Source organism: Pseudoalteromonas sp. R86517, from assembly GCF_042466295.1.
GTDB classification, from domain to species: domain Bacteria; phylum Pseudomonadota; class Gammaproteobacteria; order Enterobacterales; family Alteromonadaceae; genus Pseudoalteromonas; species Pseudoalteromonas atlantica.
This window is the reverse complement of the sequence record NZ_JAXHCB010000001.1, coordinates 2220733-2238766: the sequence shown is the minus strand read 5'-3', so window position 1 is coordinate 2238766 and position 18034 is coordinate 2220733. Positions and strand designations below refer to the sequence as shown.

The window sequence follows — 18034 nt, the reverse complement described above, 5'->3', positions numbered from 1 at the left end:
ATGCCATATATAACAGTGGCATAAATTATAAATGGCTCATATTCAACACACTTATTTATTCTCTCCTTTAGCACTTTTATTAACTGGCCTTTTTTCTCCTGCAGTATTTGCAGATGATAACACTTTAGAAATTATTGAAGTGCATGGGCAGGTACACAATAAGCACTTATCGCTTGGTTCGTCAGAGGCAATGCTTAGTCATTTAGGTGTTGATTTTTCGGCTGCGGGCGGCGTGTCTAACTTACCTATTTTAAACGGTTTAATGGGCGATAGAGTAAAAGTACTGATTGATGGCGCAGAGGTTACTGCAGCGTGCGCTAATCAGATGAACCCGCCTCTTTCTTACGTATCAGCTAATCAAGTAACGGCTTACAATGTAGTTGCTGGTGTCTCGCCAGTGAGTGCTGGTGGCGATAACATTGCAGGTGTAATACGCGTTAACTCAATTTCACCACAATACAGCGAAGATAGTGAGCTAGCATGGCATTCAGGCTATGTCTCGGCTAAGAACAGCAATGTGGATAATGGCCAAAAACTAGGTTTTGGAGCACGTTTAGCAAGCGATACTGTGAGCCTTAATTACCAAGGGTCGTTTAGTGATGCCAACAGCTACAAAGATGGAAAGGGTAATGTGGTACTTGATACATTATATCGGGCTCAAAACCACAGCCTTACTGGCGCGATACGTGACGATAAACAGCAATTTTTGATAAAGCTTACGCATCAAAAAATACCGTATCAGGGTTTTGCTAATCAGTACATGGATATGACTGATAACACCAGTTATGGCGCTATTGCCCAATATAAGCGCAGTTTTGAAAACAGTGAGCTAGAAGGGCAAGTTAATTGGCACAGCGTTAAACACAAAATGGGTTTTTTTAGTAAAGAAAAAACCGGCATGATGCCCATGAAAACAGATGCAAAAGACATAAGCACACAGCTTAAATGGCGCCTTACACTTGATCAAAATAGCTCATTACTACTTGGACAAGAATATTATAATTACCGCATTGATGATTGGTGGCCGGCGATTGAAGGCTCAACCATGATGGGGCCAAATGATTATATAAATATTAATAACGGTAAGCGTGAGCGTATTGCCTTATTGGCAGAATATGAAAGCCAAATCAATAACAAGCTCTGGTTAAATACGGGTATAAGGATTGAGCGTGTTAATACACAGGTTGATGAAGTACAAGCCTATAACGATGGCATGAGTATGATGAATATGGGCAGTATGAGCGCAATGACAACTGCCAATAATGCGCTAGCTGCCAATAACTTCAACAATGCTGATAGAGATAAAACCGACACCTTAGTTGATGTAAATGTATTAGCTAATTATCAAATTACACTTTATGACGAGCTGCAATTAGGCCTTGCCCGTAAAAACCGAGCCCCTAATTTATATGAGCGCTACAGCTGGGGTGTAAGTAATATGGCAAGCACTATGATTGGCTGGTACGGCGACGCTAATGGTTATATTGGTAACCCAAACCTCAAAGCCGAAACCGCTCATACCATCAGTGCAACGTATTCAAAAACAGCAAAAAATGATGCGTGGCGGGTAAGTGCTAATGTGTGGTACACCGATGTAAACGACTACATTGATGCAGATATTGTACGTAGTTTTAATAGTTATGGGTTAGCAAACACATCACGTAATATTTTGCAGTTTAGTAATGTTGACGCCACATTATATGGCGCAAAGCTTGATATAAGTAAGGCACTTTATCAATCAACACAGTTTGGCGAATGGCAATTAAAAGCAAACATAACGAGCACTCGTGGTAAGCGCCGCGACACTAACCAACCGCTTTATCAAATTAAGCCGTTACATACAGCGCTCTCATTAAGCCAGCAAATAGGGATATTTGAAAATGCACTGTTGTGGCAATGGGTGGATACAAAATCACGCGTTGATGTTAACCGCTTAGAAAACCAAACCGTTAGTTACAGCTTAGTTAATATAAGCTCTAAAGCTTCTTTTGATGCGCTTACGCTGGGTATTGAGGTGGTAAACTTATTTGATACGTTTTATCAATTACCCCTAGGCGGGGTAAGTATTGCAGCGCTTAAGCAAGGTAGCAGCACGGGGTTTACTCAATTAGCTGGGCAAGGGCGCTCATTTAATATAAGTGCCAGTTACGCATTTTAAACCCATATAAAGCGCTGAGAATAGGTTGCTTGGCGCTTTAGTTTAATCTGATGTTGGCGTAACTTGCTCTGCGTTGGTTGTTTGCTGCGCCTCTAAAGCTAGTTTTTCACGCTCTGCTTTTGATACATACGCCGGTTTATTACTTTTATGCAATTTAGCATTAGCACGTTTATCTTTTTTCTGAAATTTGGTGACAATTTTTTTGCGGCGGTTCATTAGTACTAATACTCTGATTAATTAAGGTCGCGCATTATACAACCAATGCAATGTAAGCCGCTATCTAAATTTAAAGCGCGATTGTTGTAACCCTGCCGCAAAGCGCTATTTAATACTATTGCTTGGCGGTATAATTTAGCTTTAATACCAATTTAATTATTTAAGCGATTTATTATTGCGCATTGGTAGTAATGATTCATACAAAAGGATACGTTTTGAAAAAGTTAGCTTTGCTTTGCAGTGCTTTATTTGCTTTTAGCGCACATGCACAATTACATACAAATATTGATAGTGTTGCCGATTACGCTGTGGATACTTATCAACAATCACAAATTCACACGTTAACTAATTTAGTGGCTTTTCCTACGGTAAATAAAGAGTCGATACCCGCGCCACAAAATCCTGACTTTATTAATTTTAAATCAGTATTAAAAATGAAAGCTGCAGAGCTTGGGTTTGATTATCAAGACTTAGGCTACACCGTGCTTATAGGCATGGGAGATCAAAACGAAAAGGTTACCGTTGTAACCCACGGTGACGTACAACCGGCCAATGCTAGTAAGTGGAAACAAAGCCCATTTATTATTGATACCTCAGAGCCTGGCAAATTAGTCGGGCGCGGTACCGAAGACGATAAAGGCGCAATAGCCACCGCACTATACGCCATGAAAGCGATTAAAGATAAAGGCATAGAGCTTGATAACCGCATAGAGCTGATGATTTACCTAGCTGAGGAATCTGACTGGGGCCCGCTTACAGAATTTATGAAAACCTACGAGCAGCCAAAATACGCCGTAACCATTGATGCATCATACCCAGTTGTAGTAGCCGAGAAAGGCTGGAGCTTAATTGCTCCTACTTTTAATGCTACCTCAAAACAAACCGGTATGTATGTGAGTGATTTAGCGGGCGGCGCGTTTAAAAGCCAAATACCAGAAGATGCAAGCTTAGTGCTGCATAACGCAAGCGCTGCAGTTATTAACTCATTAAAAGCTAAAGCTAAAACACTTAGTGAAGTTGAGTTTAACTTTGAAGAGCAAGGTGAAGGCTTAAAAATAACTGTAAAAGGGGTGTCTGCGCACTCATCAGAGCCAGAGTCGGGCGTTAATGCTATTGCACACCTGAGCGAGCTATTTAAAGACGTCGCACTTGAAAATAATAGCGATGGGCAGCTTATAAAATTTGTAAATCAATTAATTGGCTTAGATATTCATGGTAAGCAATTTGGTAATATTGCCTACGAGCATGAATTCATGGGCCCAATGAGCGTAGCCCCAACCGTAATTGAACGCGATGGTAACGCTCTAACGTTAGCCATTAACGCGCGCCGCCCAGTTGGTAAAGATGAAAACTTACTTAAAGCACAAATAAACAGCGCGATTAAGGAATGGGAAACTGCAAATAACGTAACGCTTACTAATGTCGAGACCATTATTGGTACACCTATGCTGTTAGATAACGCACCGCACGCACAAAGGCTGCTCGATATTTTTAAACATTTTACAGGTGACGAACAAGCTGACTTTGTATCAATAGGTGGCGGCACTAACGCAAAGCTATTTGATAATGCAGTATCGTTTGGCCCTTCAATGCCAGGCAAACGTTATACCGGCCACTCAGAGCATGAATTTATTACGCTTGAGCAATTAGCGCTTAATTTACGTATGTATACCGCAATGATGATAGAGCTAGGTAATATGTAAGCTATAGCTGTTTTAATATAAAAGCCGCCTTGTTTAGCTGAAGTGAATCCAGCAAGGCGGCTTTTTTGTATTTACTAAAACTGGGCTACAAAACTGAGATTGTATATATCGTAGTCATCGTTATCGGTGTAATTAGCGCTAAAATAGTAGTTATCGTTAATAAAGTATTTACCTTCAACAACTAAATCTGAGTCGTATAAACCAACGCCAACTGCAACATGCTTATTAAAGTAATAATTTGCCAACACATTAAAAATTGAATCATCACCAGCATCGAGATAGTCAGCATTTATAGTAAAGTAGCGTTCATCGTAAAGGTGAGCAAAGTAACGTGATGATAAGTCCCACGACTCTATTTCATCATCCGTCTCAACAGTAAAACCAATGTAGTCGGTGTCATTAATTTGGTGATTATATTGGGCTTTAAATAAATAAACTGTATCGCCATATTCGTAATCTACCATACGTGCAGATACTTTTAACGAATCAGCAAATAAGTAACCTATGCCAAGTGAATAGGTATCAGTATCGCCAATATTAGGCAGCTCTATGGTTGCAAAAGCATTACCGTAAAAGCCTTCTCCAAAAATCCCTTTTCCACTATAACCATCAGAATTAAAGTAATTTAAGCCTATATTACTATCTGTATCTAGGTAGCCATAATCATCCCATACTCCCGAGCTTTGTTGCTCTTCAAAGTAATAATGCGTAGATAATCCGTACACATTGTCGCTGTAATAGCGAGAATCAATTTTTGCGTAGTTAATTGTATTAAACCATTGCTTTGATGCTGATTGTTCAGCGTTTACTGATGCTGTACAGCTAAGTGCAAGCAAAGAGAGTGGTATTAAGCAGCGCATAAGTATCCTTTCTTATAATTAAATAGGTGTATCTAGAAAAGGTATTATATTAAACTCTCTTTAAAATACATTTAAATAATTGTAAGTAACTGTATGTTTGTATAAGTATTTGTAGAGATGCGCTTGAAGGGGCTGCTATAAATTTATGACTAATGTCATATTAACTAATGACAAATAACACCTCCAAAGCTTAAAAATTAAGGCAATAATAACCTTACATTTTAAGAGGAGAGCAAACATGAATACACCAGCATTTTTTGATAATTTAAAACGTTACTTTGTGGCTTTGGTATTTTTGACCGCGATAAACTTAATTACATCGCCAAATAATTTATGGGTAGTTTGGCCTGCTTTAGGGATGGGTATAGCACTGCTAAATGAGTTATTAAACTCAAATAACTCAAAAAGGGTTAGGGATGAGTGTTAAGCCAAGTAACAGGTTACCTGGCTTAACGCGTAAAACCGTAAGGTTTAAAAATTACGTTTTATGCGGTTGAGTCGAGCGTTGCGTTTAGGGAGATTTCTGTATTAAGTAGCTTTGAAATAGGGCAGCTTTTTTTAGTTTGCTCACACAATGCCTGAAATTGCTCGTTAGCAATATCATTAATACGTGCTTTTACTTCAAGCGCTATATGGGTGACTGCAAAGCCGTCATCAACCTCATCAAGGCTTACGGTGGCTTTAGTATCAATTTTATCGGCTTTAAAACCGGCATCGCCAAGTGCAAGCGAAAGCGCCATACTAAAGCAGGCACTGTGCGCAGCTCCCACTAATTCTTCTGGGTTAGAGCCTGGCTCGTCTTCAAAGCGAGTATTAAAACCAAATGGTTGTTTATCAAGTGCGCCGCTTTGTGTAGAAATACTGCCTTTACCTGTTTTAATATCGCCTGACCAGGTTGAGTTTGCCGTTTTTTTAATCGTCATCATCTTCTCCTTGCGTTGCATGTAAGCTTTTCAGGCTGAGTAAGTGCTATTTACATAAAACACCTAAATACAGCCTTAAAAGCCGAGTTATTCATACCGTTGCAAAATAGACGCCAGCTCACGTATAGCATAAAGGATTAATACCTTTTACTTTTTATTACGTTTACAACGCTCTGAGCAGTAAATAACGTTATCCCAATCGCGCTGCCACTTTTTACGCCAGGCAAAAGGCTTGTTGCAAACAGGGCACATTTTTTGTGGTAAGTGGCTTTTTTTATGTGGCATTTTAATTACTTTTTGCGGTGTTTTTTTGTGTGCGAGTAAGCCCTACATGCTTTTTTAATATGTTAGGAATTGCACGTTTAACATCGGCGCGCTCGCGATATTGCCATAAACGTTCGCGCGCTTGTTTAGAGGCTTGAGTTAAATCAAGCATTGGCTCGGGGTAGTCTTCACCAAGTTTAAAGTCGTTAAACAGCGCTTCCATTGGTGTTTGTTGCCAAGGCTCGTGTAAATATTCTATCGGCAGCTTTTCAAGTTCGGGGCACCATTTTTTAATAAAGGCGCCGGTTGGGTCTTGATCTTCAGATTGCTTAATTGGGTTGTAATGCCTAATGGTGTTAATGCCCGTAACTGAGGCCTGCATTTGTATTTGTGGGTAATGAATGCCAGGTTCAAAGTCTAAAAAGTAATTTGCCAAAGGTAAGCTTGCCTGCTGCCAGCTTATATTTAAATGATGCGTTACAAAGCTAACCAACATAGCGCGCATTCTAAAATTAATATAGCCCGTGGTTTTTAAACAGCGCATACAGGCATCAATAATGGGTATACCCGTTTGGCCTTGTGCCCAGCGCTCAATATCATGTTGTACGTTGTCATCGTTTCTATATGGGAACTGATGATACCCCACATTGAGCGCTTTAAACTCCATCGTACTCTCACTTTCAAATTTTTGCATAAAATGGCAGTGCCAATGCAAACGCGATACAAATGCAGCGAGCGGGCGCTTCCAGCCTTTTTTGCTTGGGTGTTTTGCATGGTATGTATCAATAGCCATTTGGTACACCTGTTTAAGGCTAATATTACCCCACGCTAAATAAGGCGAAAGCCTAGAGCAATGAATACGGCTTAAGCTGGGGCTAGATATGCCTTTTTGATATCCCTTACCGCGCTCAGCAAAAAAGCTTTGCAATATTGTGTGCGCAGTTAAAGGCCCACCTACTTGAAAGTTGTCATCATTATGCGTGTAGCTGTCGGGTAATTTAGGTGTTTGGTAGTTATCAAGTGTAATGGTTTTTATGTTTTTCCAATTAGGAATAGCAATAGGGGCCTGCATTGTTTGTTGCCAGCGTGCGTTCCAATCTTTACGGTTTTTTTTGCCACGAATAACGCCGCCCGTTTGTGACTCAAGCCAGTTAACTTTGTTAGCTTTACACCATATAGCCACGGCTTTATCGCGTTCAAAGGTATTGTTTAAGCCAATTTCTTGATGGCTAAATATGTTTGCTATTTGGTATGTTTGATTAAGCGTGTTTAACAGTGTCAGCATGTCTTGGTTAAAAATATACAGCGTTGCTTTGTAGCGAGTTAGCTGCTGATTTATTTCGCCTATTGATTGATAAACAAAACGCCAATGGCGCGCATTATAATGTGCATCCTCAAGCATTAGTGGCTCAAAGTTGTATAGCAGTAACGTGGGTAAATCATCACTAAATGCATTTTTAAGTGGTTGATGGTCGCTAAGGCGTAAATCGCGTTTAAACCACACTATGTTTATTTTTTCGCGCATATTTAAAAAAGTGGCTGCAGTTATGAAATACTGTACGCAATACAGCGCTTTTACGATTTGCAGTACGACGTATAAAGGAAAATTATGTTTTTAGATTTAACGCAAAACACGCAGCACAATGTTTACTCGTATTTAGTAGGGGGTATTAGCCCACGGCCTATTGCTTGGGTAAGCACACTTAGTAAGGAGGGGGTTGCTAATATTGCCCCGTACTCTTTTTTTACAGTGGCCAGCTGTAACCCGCCAGTGCTGAGCGTGACCCAAGTAAACCCACGCGACAAAGCCAATAAAGACACGCTTTTAAACCTTCAAGCCACTAACAACTGCGTGGTTAATATTGTTAGTGAAGAGCTAGTAGAGAAAATGAATCAAAGCTGCGCTAATTATCCACATAATGTGAGTGAATTTGAGGCGGCAAATATTGAAACAATCGCCAGTACACACGTAACATCCCCAGGCGCCGCAGCGGCTAAAGTAAGATACGAGTGCACCTTAAGAGACGTTATTCAGATAAGCGACGAACCAGGTGGCGGCAAAGTTATGCTACTCAACGTGGTGGGGATTTATATTGACGATAACGTGTTAGTGAATGGCTATATAGACCCCACGCGATTAAACAGCATAGGTAAAATGGGTGGAGACTACTTTAGCTCTACTAAAGATAAATTTGTACTAAAGCGGCCACAATTGTAAAATAACAGATTAACTTTATACACTTACTGTTAACTCATTAAGCGTTACCTATAAAACAAATGGATATTGAATGTCTAAACTTTACCTCACTTTAGTATTTGCCCTACTTAGTTTTAGCTGCCTATCAGCCTCTGATAAAAAGCTACCCATAGAAGCGTTTGCAGGCTTAAAAAGCATAAGCCAAGTTAAGCTCTCACCAGATGGAAATAACATTGCGTATGTTAGAAACCTTGATGGCGATTTAGTTTTAATGGTCCAAAGCCTTACAACAGGCAAGGGCAAGCCGATTATTAAATCGGATAACCACACTGTATTTTTTGACTGGTTTAGTTGGGCAAATAATGATGTGTTGTTATTGGGCGCACGATACATTAAATATCAATTTGGAGGGGTTAAGTATGCGTCTACATTAATGTATTCGTATAATCTAAGTGATGATAAAGGAATAAAACTGGCGTTTAGAGCAAACAACACGCGTGATGAAAAGCAGCCTCAGTTTTCTGACCGAATTATTAGCTTTTTACCGGAGCAAGAAAATAAAATACTCGTGCAGGGCGACTTTAAAATTGCCAATACCCCTGCGGTGTATGAACTTGACCTAACTACCTTACGCAAAAAACAAATACAACGTGCTCGTGCAGATGTAACCAGTTGGTTTGCTGATAGACAAGGCAAGGTTCGTATTGCTAAAAAAATGGATGGAACACAATTCACTTACGAGCTGTACAACGAGCAAAATGAGTCGTGGCAAACACTATTTAGCTACGAAGTATTTAGTGAGCAAAGCATTTCGATACTTGGCTTTGATAAAGACCCTAACTTTTTATACATCACTGCGCTACATGAAGGGCGTGATGCATTATTTAAGCTTAATCTATCAACTAACAAACGTGAGCTCATTTTTAGCGACGACAAGTATGATGTCGATGGCGATATTTTTTACTCCCGTAAAACTGGCGAAGTGGCAGGCTTTACGCATTCGCATTTAGAAGATGGTATTGCGTATTGGGATGAAGACTTAGACAAGCTACATCGCTCTTTACGAGCATCATTACCTAAAGATTCATTTGAAATGGATATTGTTAGCACCAGCGACGATCAGCAAAAATATGTACTTTATGTCAGCTCAGATAAAACATCAGGCGCCTACATGTTAGGTGACAGAAAGCGAGGTGATTTAACATTTTTTGCAGACGTTTACCCACACATTAACGAAAGCGTATACGCCGGTAAAGAGCACATTAGCTATAAAGCACGTGACGGGCTTATTATAGAAGGCTACTTAACGCTGCCTGTTGGCTATGAGAAAGGCGATAAGTTACCCACTATTATATTTCCACATGGTGGACCTATGGCGCGCGACTATGCAGGCTTTGACTATTGGACTGCGCTACTGGCATATAATGGTTATGCCGTGTTACAGCCTAACTTTCGTGGCTCAAGCGGTTATGGTTATGACTTTTTAATGCAGTCGATCCAAGGTTTTGGTTTAGCCATGCAAGATGACTTACAAGATGGAGCTAACTGGTTAATAGACCAAGGGGTTGCTCAACCAGATAAAATTTGTATTGGTGGCGCAAGCTACGGTGGATATGCCGCCTTAATGGCTGTTATTAAACACCCTGAAACATTTAAATGTGCGGCAAGTTTTGCAGGGGTAACTGACCTTGAGCATATTGTGAGTAAAGCCCGACACTTTACAAACAAAGACATAGTACGAAAACAGTTTGGAACAAATAGCGATAAGTTAGAGGCCAATTCGCCGGTCAATTTTGCTAAATCAATCAACAAACCTGTTTTACTTGTGCATGGTAGCGACGACAGTGTTGTCCCTATTTACCATAGTAGAGAAATGGAAGATGAACTAGATGACGAAGATAAAGATGTTACTTACATTGAGCTAGAAGATGGCGATCATTACTTGTCCTATCAGCCGCATAGAATTAAAACGTTACAAGCGTTTCTCGATTTTTTTGATAAGCATTTAAAAAACGATTAATAACAAAGGCGACTTAGGTCGCCTTTTTTGAGCGTAATTTTTTATATAATGCACATTGTTTGCACTTTTACTTGTTAACGTTATACGTTGTTATTAAAGGCGCTATTTATAAGTCGCTATAATAGAACACGCAATTAATACAATTGGTATTACAGGCTATTCTTAAAAGTGCTTAGAGCTTTTAAGAATACGTTTTAGCAGTAAAAAAATACGCAATAAATAACAGCTCAAATGCTTTTAGAGTCAGGTTTATAAAAAATAAATGAAAATTCATAACAAACTTTTTTTAATATTATTTAGCTTCACCTTTAGCATTATTGCGGGGCTTGTTGTGCTTATTCAGTACAGTATTGGCCAAGGTATTATTGATTTTGTAAACGCCAAAGAAGTAAAAGCATTAGAGCCATTAGCGGTACAGCTGGCTAATAAATACGCGCAAACTCCCTCGTGGGATAAAATTATAGGTAACGATCAGCGCTTTTTAAGATTGGTTGAATCGCAATTGCAATCAAGCCAGTTTTTACCTAGTTTACGCGATATGCCACAGCGCCCAGAAATTCGCGGCGAACGCAGACCCAGGCCCCCACAGCATATGGCGCAACGAGATCGTCGCCCACCGCCCGAGCATGCCGCGCACTATGCACTACTTGATGAAAACCAGCAGCGTATTTTTGGTAAATTATTTGAGGATTTAAAGTACATTAAAACGCCCATAGAGCTTGAAGGTAAAACAATTGCTTACCTTGCTGTTTCAAAAAGAAAAAGCCTAGCAGATGGGTACGAGCTGGATTTTTTAAAGCAACAAACTAACTATTTATGGCTTATTGCGTTAACCGCAGGGCTACTTACCTTAATGTTGTCTTTTTTACTGGCAAGGCATTTAGTTGGCCCTGTAAAGCAAATTGCCAGTGGTATGCATAAGCTAACCAAAGGGCAGTACAGCACCAAACTTTTATTAGATAGAAAAGACGAGCTGGGCCAGCTTAGTGAAGATTTTAATACCTTGGCCTTTACGCTCGCTAAAGATGAGCAAGTACGTAAACGCTGGTTAGCTAATATTTCTCATGAACTAAGAACGCCCATGAGCATTTTACTCGGTGAGCTCGAAGCTATGTTGCTTGGGATACGTGAACCAAACAATAAAAATATTAGTTCTGCTAACGATGAAGCGCTGCATTTAAAGCGTTTGATTGACGACCTACACATGCTAAACAGCGCAGAGCTAGGCGGCATGCATTACACCATGCAACCTACCGACGTAGGCTTTTTACTTAACTCCATAGAGCAAAAGTATCACGTTATTTTTGAGCAGCATGCTATTAATTTTTACCTTCTTAATAGTGCTAACAACACCACAGTAAACGCAGATAAAACACGTATACTGCAATTGCTAGATAATATCTTAATGAATGCGGTGCATTACGCCCAGTGCTCAACTATTTCTTTAAGTGCCAATAACGTAAATATTAAAGGCCAAGCCTATTTAGAGCTTATAATAGAGGACAACGGGATAGGCGTTGAGCAAACGCATTTATCGCACTTGTTTGAATATTTATACCGTGTAGACAGCTCTCGCAATCGCCAAGAGGGTGGCTCTGGTTTAGGTTTGTCTATTTGTCAGCATATTGTTAAAGGTCATAATGGCGAAATATCAGCCGAAAAAGCCAGTATTGGCGGGCTTGGCATTGTTATTAAATTACCCTTATTAGTTCAGTAGAGGATAAATATGAGTGAGCAAATACTCATTGTTGAAGATGAAATAAAACTTGCCAATTTAATGAGCGACTTTTTAACAAGTCATCATTATCAAACGCACCTTATTCATCATGGTGATGAAGTACTTAGCTGGCTTGAAAGTAATAAGCCAAGTGTTATTTTATTAGATATTATGTTGCCAGGGCAAAGCGGTATAGAGCTGTGCAAAGCGATAAGAAAGTTCTCTAATGTGCCCATTATTATGGTTTCGGCAAAGGTGGAGGAGATTGACCGGTTACTCGGACTTGAACTGGGCGCCGATGACTATATTTGTAAACCGTTTAGTTATGCTGAGCTGGTGGCGCGAGTAAAAGCAATTTTAAGGCGTGTTAATACCACAAAAGAACCGATAAATAATGCCATGACACTGGATGAAAGTACTTACAGTGTAAACTATAAAAATAGCAGTATAGAACTAACTAATTTTGAATTTCAGCTATTTAAGCCCTTGTATTCTAACCCTAACAGAATCTATTCACGCGATAGCTTAATGGACACCATGTACGCAGACCAACGTATAGTTAGCCACCGTACTATAGACAGCCACATAAAAAAGTTACGTAAAAAGCTTGATGAAGTAACGCAAACCGACAGCGTTATTCAGTCGGTTTACGGTGTGGGCTATCGGTTTGTTCATCCTCAATAGCTAAACGTGAGCGTAGTTTTACTCATCGTCAGCGTTTTTAATACGCTCTAAACGGTCGAACTCTTCGTATTCGGCCGCTTGTATTTCATCGAGTACCGCATCTACGTCTGCAGATTCGTTACTGTCTTCAAATTCTCCGCTGAGCACAGTGTTTGGCGTTAAGCTAGCCTCTTCAAACAGTGCCCACATTTCTTTAGCGTAATGGGTGTTTAATAGGCTAGGTGCAAACTGCGCATAATAACGGCGTATGTTGTTTACATCGCGCGTAAACATTGCTTGCGCACTGTTATTGGCTGCGGCGTTTACAGCTTGTGGAAGGTCAATAATTACAGGCCCTTTACTATCAACAAGTACGTTAAATTCCGATAAGTCACCGTGGATAATACCAGCGCACAGCATTAATTTAATATAATGAACCATCATACTGTACTGCTCAATAGCGTCTTGCTGTGTAAGGGTCACATGCCCTAACTGTGGAGCAACATCACCGTCTTCATCACATACAAGCTCCATTAACAACACACCATCAATACAGTAATAAGTATCAGGAACTCTGACGCCAGCGCGTGATAAACGTGAAAGCGCGTCTACTTCTGCATTTTGCCAAATTTCTTCTTCTAGTTGCCGTCCATAACTAGAGCGTTTACCCATGGCGCGGGCTTGGCGTCCGCCTCTTACTTTTCGGCCTTCTTGATACTGAGCTGCCTTTTTAAAGCTGCGTTTAACGGCATCTTTGTAGACTTTAGCACAGCGAATTTCGCCACCGCTGCGCACCACAAATACATCCGCTTCTTTACCGCTCATTAAGCGGCTTATCACTTCATCAATTAGGCCATCATCAACGAGTGGCTGGAGGCGTTTAGGTATTTTCACTGCGATACAACTAGAAAAATTGGAAGATTAAACATGTATGTTAATAAGTCCTTAGTATGTTAGCTCTCAAAACAGGTGTTGAAAGTGGTTTTAAGTAATTAGTTATCACAATAACCGAAATACCGAATAAGGTAAAAATAACATGATAAAAATCGGATTTATTTTTATTTCCTTATTGTTTGCACAATGTTTGCGTTTTTTAAGCGTACTTTATATTCATACCCTTTATTAATATTTAACCCAAGGTGACCACGATGAAGCATTTTTCTACTTTTGCCGTTGCTGCATTATTATCAATGGCTTTTTCAGCCAATGTTGCAGCCAGAGGCGGTGATAACCCACCACCTAAACCTGACTTTTCAAGCATAGATGCAGATGGTGACGGTGTGATTAGCCTTGCAGAATTTAGCGAAAGTGCGCCACCGCAAGGCGATGCGCAAACTATTTTTGACGAAATAGATGCCGATGGGAATGGCGAAATTAGCGAACAAGAGTTAAGTGAACACAAGCCACCACGCCGCGCACGTTAAGGGAGAAAAATATGATCAACAGTATTGGTAGCTCAACGAGTTTTATGACTCAACAATCTAGCCAAGTAAGCGCTTTAACTTCAGAGCAAACTGAGTTTGTTAAAGAAACACTTGCAGAATTTGATGCACAAAACCTCAGCACGGAAGATGCGCAAAGTATTCAAGCTGCATTTGAAGAGCAGGGGATCTCACCTACAAAAGAGTTAGCTGATTTAATGAGCGAACTTGATTTTGACGCTAAAAGTATTGGCTATGCAGGACGCCCTGAAGGGCAGCGCCCGCCACCGCCGCCGCAAAACTCGCTAGAATCTGTTGATACTGACGAAGTGGTTAGCTACTTAGATGAGTTATTAACTGAGTATTCAAGCCAGCTATCTGATGAAGATAAAGAATCAATTCTTTCATCGGTACAAGAAAAATTTGGTTTAAGTGAAGGTGATTCACTGCTAAATGTAACTGCTTAGGTGTTATAACTTGAGGTAAAGCTGACTGTTTATCCTTAGGTCTTAAGTCCAAAGCCCGGCAATTATTTTGTTGGGCTTTTTTAATATACCAATTCGCTTAATTGATCACGTATTATTGCGCATTGGTATTACTCCGCTTGAGGCAAAAAAATCGCGCTAATAGCACCTAACAAACCGAGCAGGCTATACAACAAAATAAGCTGTGCGGTTGATAAAAATGCTTCTAAAAGCCCTATACTCCCTAACATTAAAAGCAAAATGCCAATTACAGTATTACTAACCGACACATAATCAGTGCGTTTATTGCCTTGTGCCATATCTACTAAATAGGTTTTACGCCCGAGCCGTACGCCTTGATGAGCAATGCAAAGCAAAAAATAAAAACCAGGTATTACCCAAGCATATTCAAACAGCTGGCTATACCATGTAGCTATTACAAACACGCTCACGCCGTTTATGGTGACAAGCAACGCACTGATCACAAGCACCTTTTGGCTAGAAAAATCGCTGAGTCTTCCCCATATTGGCCCAGAAATTAAACTTGCTAAGCCAGACACGGCTAAAAATACTGCCAATAATGAAAATTCAAACTGCTGAGAGCTTGCTAAAATAATATAAAAAGGCGCGCTTAGGGCTGAGCAAAGTAAAAAGGCGCGGGTAATTACAAAGTGTGCAAATTGTTTATCTTGATAAAGCAGCTTTAATTTACTTAGCGCATTTAAAAAGCCATTTTTACCGCCTTGTGTCGCGCCTTTGTATTCGTTTATGCGGCTATAAAAAAGTGCAGCAACAACCCACAAAACGGCGCCTAAACACAGCGCAATTAATACCGTATTTTGCTCTTTTTGCCCCGAAAAAAACCACATCATTAAACCAAAAGTGAGTGTTGCAAAGCCAGCAATACTTGCCGCCAGGCCACTAATATTGCCCCGCTTTTTTTTAGGAATAACTTTACCTAATACATCTTTAGCGGCAATAGAATTAAACCCGCGGGCGAGACTAAAGAGCACCAGCAGAGCTAAAATTGCATAGCCAGCCTGAGCGCCTTCTAGCAAAAATGAAACACCAACCATGGCGCCAATACATACAGCTTGGGCAAATGCACCGCAAACCCATACCCACTTTCTTACTGAGAGTTTACGGATAATATTGGCTATCGCTAATTGTGGTAATAAAGAGCCCGATTCTCTTATAGGCACCAGCCACGCTATAAACGCGCTTGGCACGTTTAAGCTTTGCATTAACCAAGGCAGAGTGACTTTAGGGTTGAGGAGGGCATCGGCAAACTTACTAAAAAGCTGGCTTGTTAATAAAAGAATAAAGTTACCGGCCACTTCTTTGCAGTCATCTTCGTTTATGTCTTTACAGGCGCGTGCGTCTTCATCGTTGTTAAGGCGTTTATAGACTTGCTCTTTAGTGAGTTTTTTCATACTGCTAGCTACACAATTTGTTTTGCTCTTTGAGGTACGAATCTACAAAGTGTTGTTCCATAGGTTTAGAAAAGTAATAACCTTGTAGGTGAGACACACCAATTTCTTTTAGCATGTTGGCTTGCTCTAGAGTTTCTACACCTTCAGCGACTACTATAAAATCTAGTGTTGAGGCCATTTGCACAATCGCATGAATTATACTTAAGCCTCGCTTATCCATGTTTTGAATGAAACTTTTATCTATTTTTACTATGTCTACACCAATATCTAACATGCTCGACAAGGATGAGTACCCAGTACCAAAGTCGTCAATAGAAATACAAAATCCTTGTTTTTGCAGCTCTTTTACTGCTGCTAAAAAGGTGAGCTTATCCTCAGCAAACACAGATTCAGTGATTTCAAGGTGCAGGTTTTCTGGCTTTACGCCGTATTGTTCAACGATATTTACAACCTTAGTAACAAAATCAGGGTCTTGAAGTTGTATTACAGATACATTAACGCTCACAGCAATAGGGGGTTGTACGTTTTTAAACGTGCAAGCTTGCACACACGCTTGCTCAATAACCCATAAGCCAAGTTCGGTTATGAGGTTGTATTGCTCGGCAATGGCAATAAATTCATCAGGAAATATCGCTTCGTCATTTAATTGCCAGCGTAAAAGTGACTCAAACGAGGTCACCTTCGCTGTTTGGCTATCCACAATAGGCTGAAACACTAACCGCAAGCCGTTGTCTTTTATTGCACTTGCTAAGCGTTTACTGAGCAATTGTTCGCGTTCTTGTTGGCGCTTTAAGTCATTGTTGTAAATATTTACGCAGTCTTTGGCAATACGTTTTTGATGGTACATGGCTAAATCTGCTGAACGAATTAACGCGCTTAAATCACCCTCATGCTCAGGAAATAACGCTATGCCAATAGTGGCAGATACCCAGCTTTGGTATTTATATCGTTCATGCTCGGCACGAATGCTTTTAATAACCTTTTTGGCAAAATCAAATAAGTCTTGTTCATCCTCATAGGTTGTTAAAATTAAAAATTCATCTCCGCCCCAGCGGCATTTGTATAAGTGGCGGGTGCAAACGTTAGTGAGTCGCTCGGCTATTTCTTTAAGTACTTGGTCGCCAACTTTATGACCCATAGAGTCATTAATTTGCTTAAAGCCATCTAGGTCTACAAACAGTAAAGCGAGTTTTTCCTCGGGGTGATCTGCCAGCTGTTTATTTGCCACTTTTAAAAAAGCGGTACGGTTTAATAAACTTGTTAGTGGGTCAGTGTTTGATAAACGGTAAATTTCTTCTGTGCGTGTTTCTACTTTGCTTTCCATTTCGTTAAGTAGTTCGCGGTTTTGATTTCGTAATTTTATGGCTGTTTGGGTAAATGTGGCCGACTTATAAGAAGAGGCGACCATAATTGCCGAAAAAGTAATGCCCAAAAAGCCTAATACATAGTGGTAATAGTCATCAGATAAGGTTAGTACTATAGAGTAAGGCATTAATAAAATAATGCTGTAACACACTGAGGTAAAGCGACTACCCGAGAGCAAATTGGCTGAGCCTCCAGCAAATGCCGACAAAATAGCTATTGTGGTGGTAATTTCAACGGTGGATGAGCTTTTATGAAACCACAGTGCGTAACATGACCACGAAATCGCGGTCGCTATACACCCCACCGAAAAGCGTTTTAAAAAGCTATTTGCATTAAAAGGCTGGTTAACTTCTTTGGTGTAGTTAAAGTAAATAACATCCATTAGCCTTGCTGCTAAAACAACCAGCATAAAAAAAAGCCAAATTATTTTTTCTTGATTTGTTCTCTCATCCGTTAGGTCAAATGCAAATACAAGTACAAAGCTAACTAACGCCGAAACACCAATGCCAGATAAAGCATTAGAATATAAAAGTTTTACGGCTTCTCTGCGTTCATCACTATTTAAATTTTTATATTGCACTCATTAAAGCCTTATGAAAAGTAATGCGGGTAAAGCAGGTTACATTTTAT

The 18034-nt window shown here is 40.0% G+C and carries 17 protein-coding genes; 9 read left to right on the top strand and 8 right to left on the bottom strand.

The window, feature by feature from the left end; genetic code table 11:
* The first annotated feature begins 31 nt into the window (after window positions 1-31).
* Window positions 32-2158: a TonB-dependent receptor plug domain-containing protein gene (locus SJY38_RS10110; protein WP_377109684.1), complete on the top strand. Its 2127-nt coding sequence runs from the start codon at window positions 32-34 to the stop codon at window positions 2156-2158.
* Window positions 2159-2200: 42 nt separating this feature from the next.
* Here SJY38_RS10110 and SJY38_RS10105 read toward each other — a convergent pair whose 3' ends face one another.
* A complete protein-coding gene (locus tag SJY38_RS10105) occupies window positions 2201-2374 on the bottom strand; it encodes a DUF2986 domain-containing protein (protein ID WP_004587415.1) in 174 nt (57 codons plus the stop codon).
* A gap of 215 nt (window positions 2375-2589) precedes the next feature.
* On the opposite strand from SJY38_RS10105, the gene SJY38_RS10100 reads away from it, so the two are divergent.
* Window positions 2590-4077, top strand: a complete 1488-nt coding sequence (locus SJY38_RS10100; RefSeq protein ID WP_377109683.1) for a dipeptidase — start codon at window positions 2590-2592, stop codon at window positions 4075-4077.
* A gap of 74 nt (window positions 4078-4151) precedes the next feature.
* Here SJY38_RS10100 and SJY38_RS10095 read toward each other — a convergent pair whose 3' ends face one another.
* Window positions 4152-4937, bottom strand: coding sequence for a putative porin (locus SJY38_RS10095; protein WP_377109682.1), 786 nt, complete (start codon window positions 4935-4937; stop codon window positions 4152-4154).
* Window positions 4938-5175: 238 nt separating this feature from the next.
* On the opposite strand from SJY38_RS10095, the gene SJY38_RS10090 reads away from it, so the two are divergent.
* Window positions 5176-5364 carry a 2TM domain-containing protein gene (locus SJY38_RS10090; protein WP_024034257.1) on the top strand — a complete coding sequence of 63 codons (189 nt, stop codon included), beginning with the start codon at window positions 5176-5178 and terminating at the stop codon, window positions 5362-5364.
* Between the two features lie 58 nt (window positions 5365-5422).
* On the opposite strand, the gene SJY38_RS10085 is transcribed toward SJY38_RS10090, so the two are convergent.
* The 3 genes from SJY38_RS10085 to SJY38_RS10075 all read right to left on the bottom strand — a co-directional run bounded on the left by SJY38_RS10085 (window position 5423) and on the right by SJY38_RS10075 (window position 7649).
* Window positions 5423-5860 (bottom strand): OsmC family protein, encoded by a 438-nt coding sequence (locus tag SJY38_RS10085; RefSeq protein ID WP_024034256.1) that lies wholly within the window; start codon window positions 5858-5860, stop codon window positions 5423-5425.
* A gap of 147 nt (window positions 5861-6007) precedes the next feature.
* Window positions 6008-6145 carry a DUF2256 domain-containing protein gene (locus SJY38_RS10080; RefSeq protein ID WP_126006276.1) on the bottom strand — a complete coding sequence of 46 codons (138 nt, stop codon included), beginning with the start codon at window positions 6143-6145 and terminating at the stop codon, window positions 6008-6010.
* Between the two features lies 1 nt (window position 6146).
* Window positions 6147-7649 carry a deoxyribodipyrimidine photo-lyase/cryptochrome family protein gene (locus tag SJY38_RS10075; RefSeq protein WP_377109681.1) on the bottom strand — a complete coding sequence of 501 codons (1503 nt, stop codon included), beginning with the start codon at window positions 7647-7649 and terminating at the stop codon, window positions 6147-6149.
* An 84-nt stretch (window positions 7650-7733) separates the two neighbouring features.
* Between SJY38_RS10075 and SJY38_RS10070 the strand changes: the two genes are divergently transcribed.
* The 4 genes from SJY38_RS10070 to SJY38_RS10055 all read left to right on the top strand — a co-directional run bounded on the left by SJY38_RS10070 (window position 7734) and on the right by SJY38_RS10055 (window position 12742).
* On the top strand, window positions 7734-8342 hold the full coding sequence (locus tag SJY38_RS10070; RefSeq protein ID WP_289106556.1) for a flavin reductase family protein: 609 nt from the start codon (window positions 7734-7736) through the stop codon (window positions 8340-8342).
* A gap of 70 nt (window positions 8343-8412) precedes the next feature.
* A complete protein-coding gene (locus tag SJY38_RS10065) occupies window positions 8413-10341 on the top strand; it encodes a prolyl oligopeptidase family serine peptidase (RefSeq protein ID WP_377109680.1) in 1929 nt (642 codons plus the stop codon).
* 262 nt (window positions 10342-10603) lie between these two features.
* A complete protein-coding gene (locus tag SJY38_RS10060) occupies window positions 10604-12058 on the top strand; it encodes an ATP-binding protein (RefSeq protein WP_248443043.1) in 1455 nt (484 codons plus the stop codon).
* A 9-nt stretch (window positions 12059-12067) separates the two neighbouring features.
* Window positions 12068-12742 carry a response regulator gene (locus tag SJY38_RS10055; protein ID WP_121637146.1) on the top strand — a complete coding sequence of 225 codons (675 nt, stop codon included), beginning with the start codon at window positions 12068-12070 and terminating at the stop codon, window positions 12740-12742.
* Between the two features lie 18 nt (window positions 12743-12760).
* On the opposite strand, the gene SJY38_RS10050 is transcribed toward SJY38_RS10055, so the two are convergent.
* Window positions 12761-13615, bottom strand: coding sequence for a PA4780 family RIO1-like protein kinase (locus tag SJY38_RS10050; RefSeq protein WP_024034251.1), 855 nt, complete (start codon window positions 13613-13615; stop codon window positions 12761-12763).
* A 254-nt stretch (window positions 13616-13869) separates the two neighbouring features.
* Between SJY38_RS10050 and SJY38_RS10045 the strand changes: the two genes are divergently transcribed.
* Window positions 13870-14145 carry an EF-hand domain-containing protein gene (locus SJY38_RS10045; RefSeq protein WP_004587403.1) on the top strand — a complete coding sequence of 92 codons (276 nt, stop codon included), beginning with the start codon at window positions 13870-13872 and terminating at the stop codon, window positions 14143-14145.
* Window positions 14146-14156: 11 nt separating this feature from the next.
* Window positions 14157-14609 carry a hypothetical protein gene (locus SJY38_RS10040; RefSeq protein ID WP_273605694.1) on the top strand — a complete coding sequence of 151 codons (453 nt, stop codon included), beginning with the start codon at window positions 14157-14159 and terminating at the stop codon, window positions 14607-14609.
* 128 nt (window positions 14610-14737) lie between these two features.
* Here SJY38_RS10040 and SJY38_RS10035 read toward each other — a convergent pair whose 3' ends face one another.
* A complete protein-coding gene (locus tag SJY38_RS10035) occupies window positions 14738-16039 on the bottom strand; it encodes an MFS transporter (RefSeq protein ID WP_096739964.1) in 1302 nt (433 codons plus the stop codon).
* A gap of 4 nt (window positions 16040-16043) precedes the next feature.
* Window positions 16044-17984, bottom strand: coding sequence for a putative bifunctional diguanylate cyclase/phosphodiesterase (locus SJY38_RS10030; protein WP_377109679.1), 1941 nt, complete (start codon window positions 17982-17984; stop codon window positions 16044-16046).
* Between the last annotated feature and the right edge of the window lie 50 nt (window positions 17985-18034).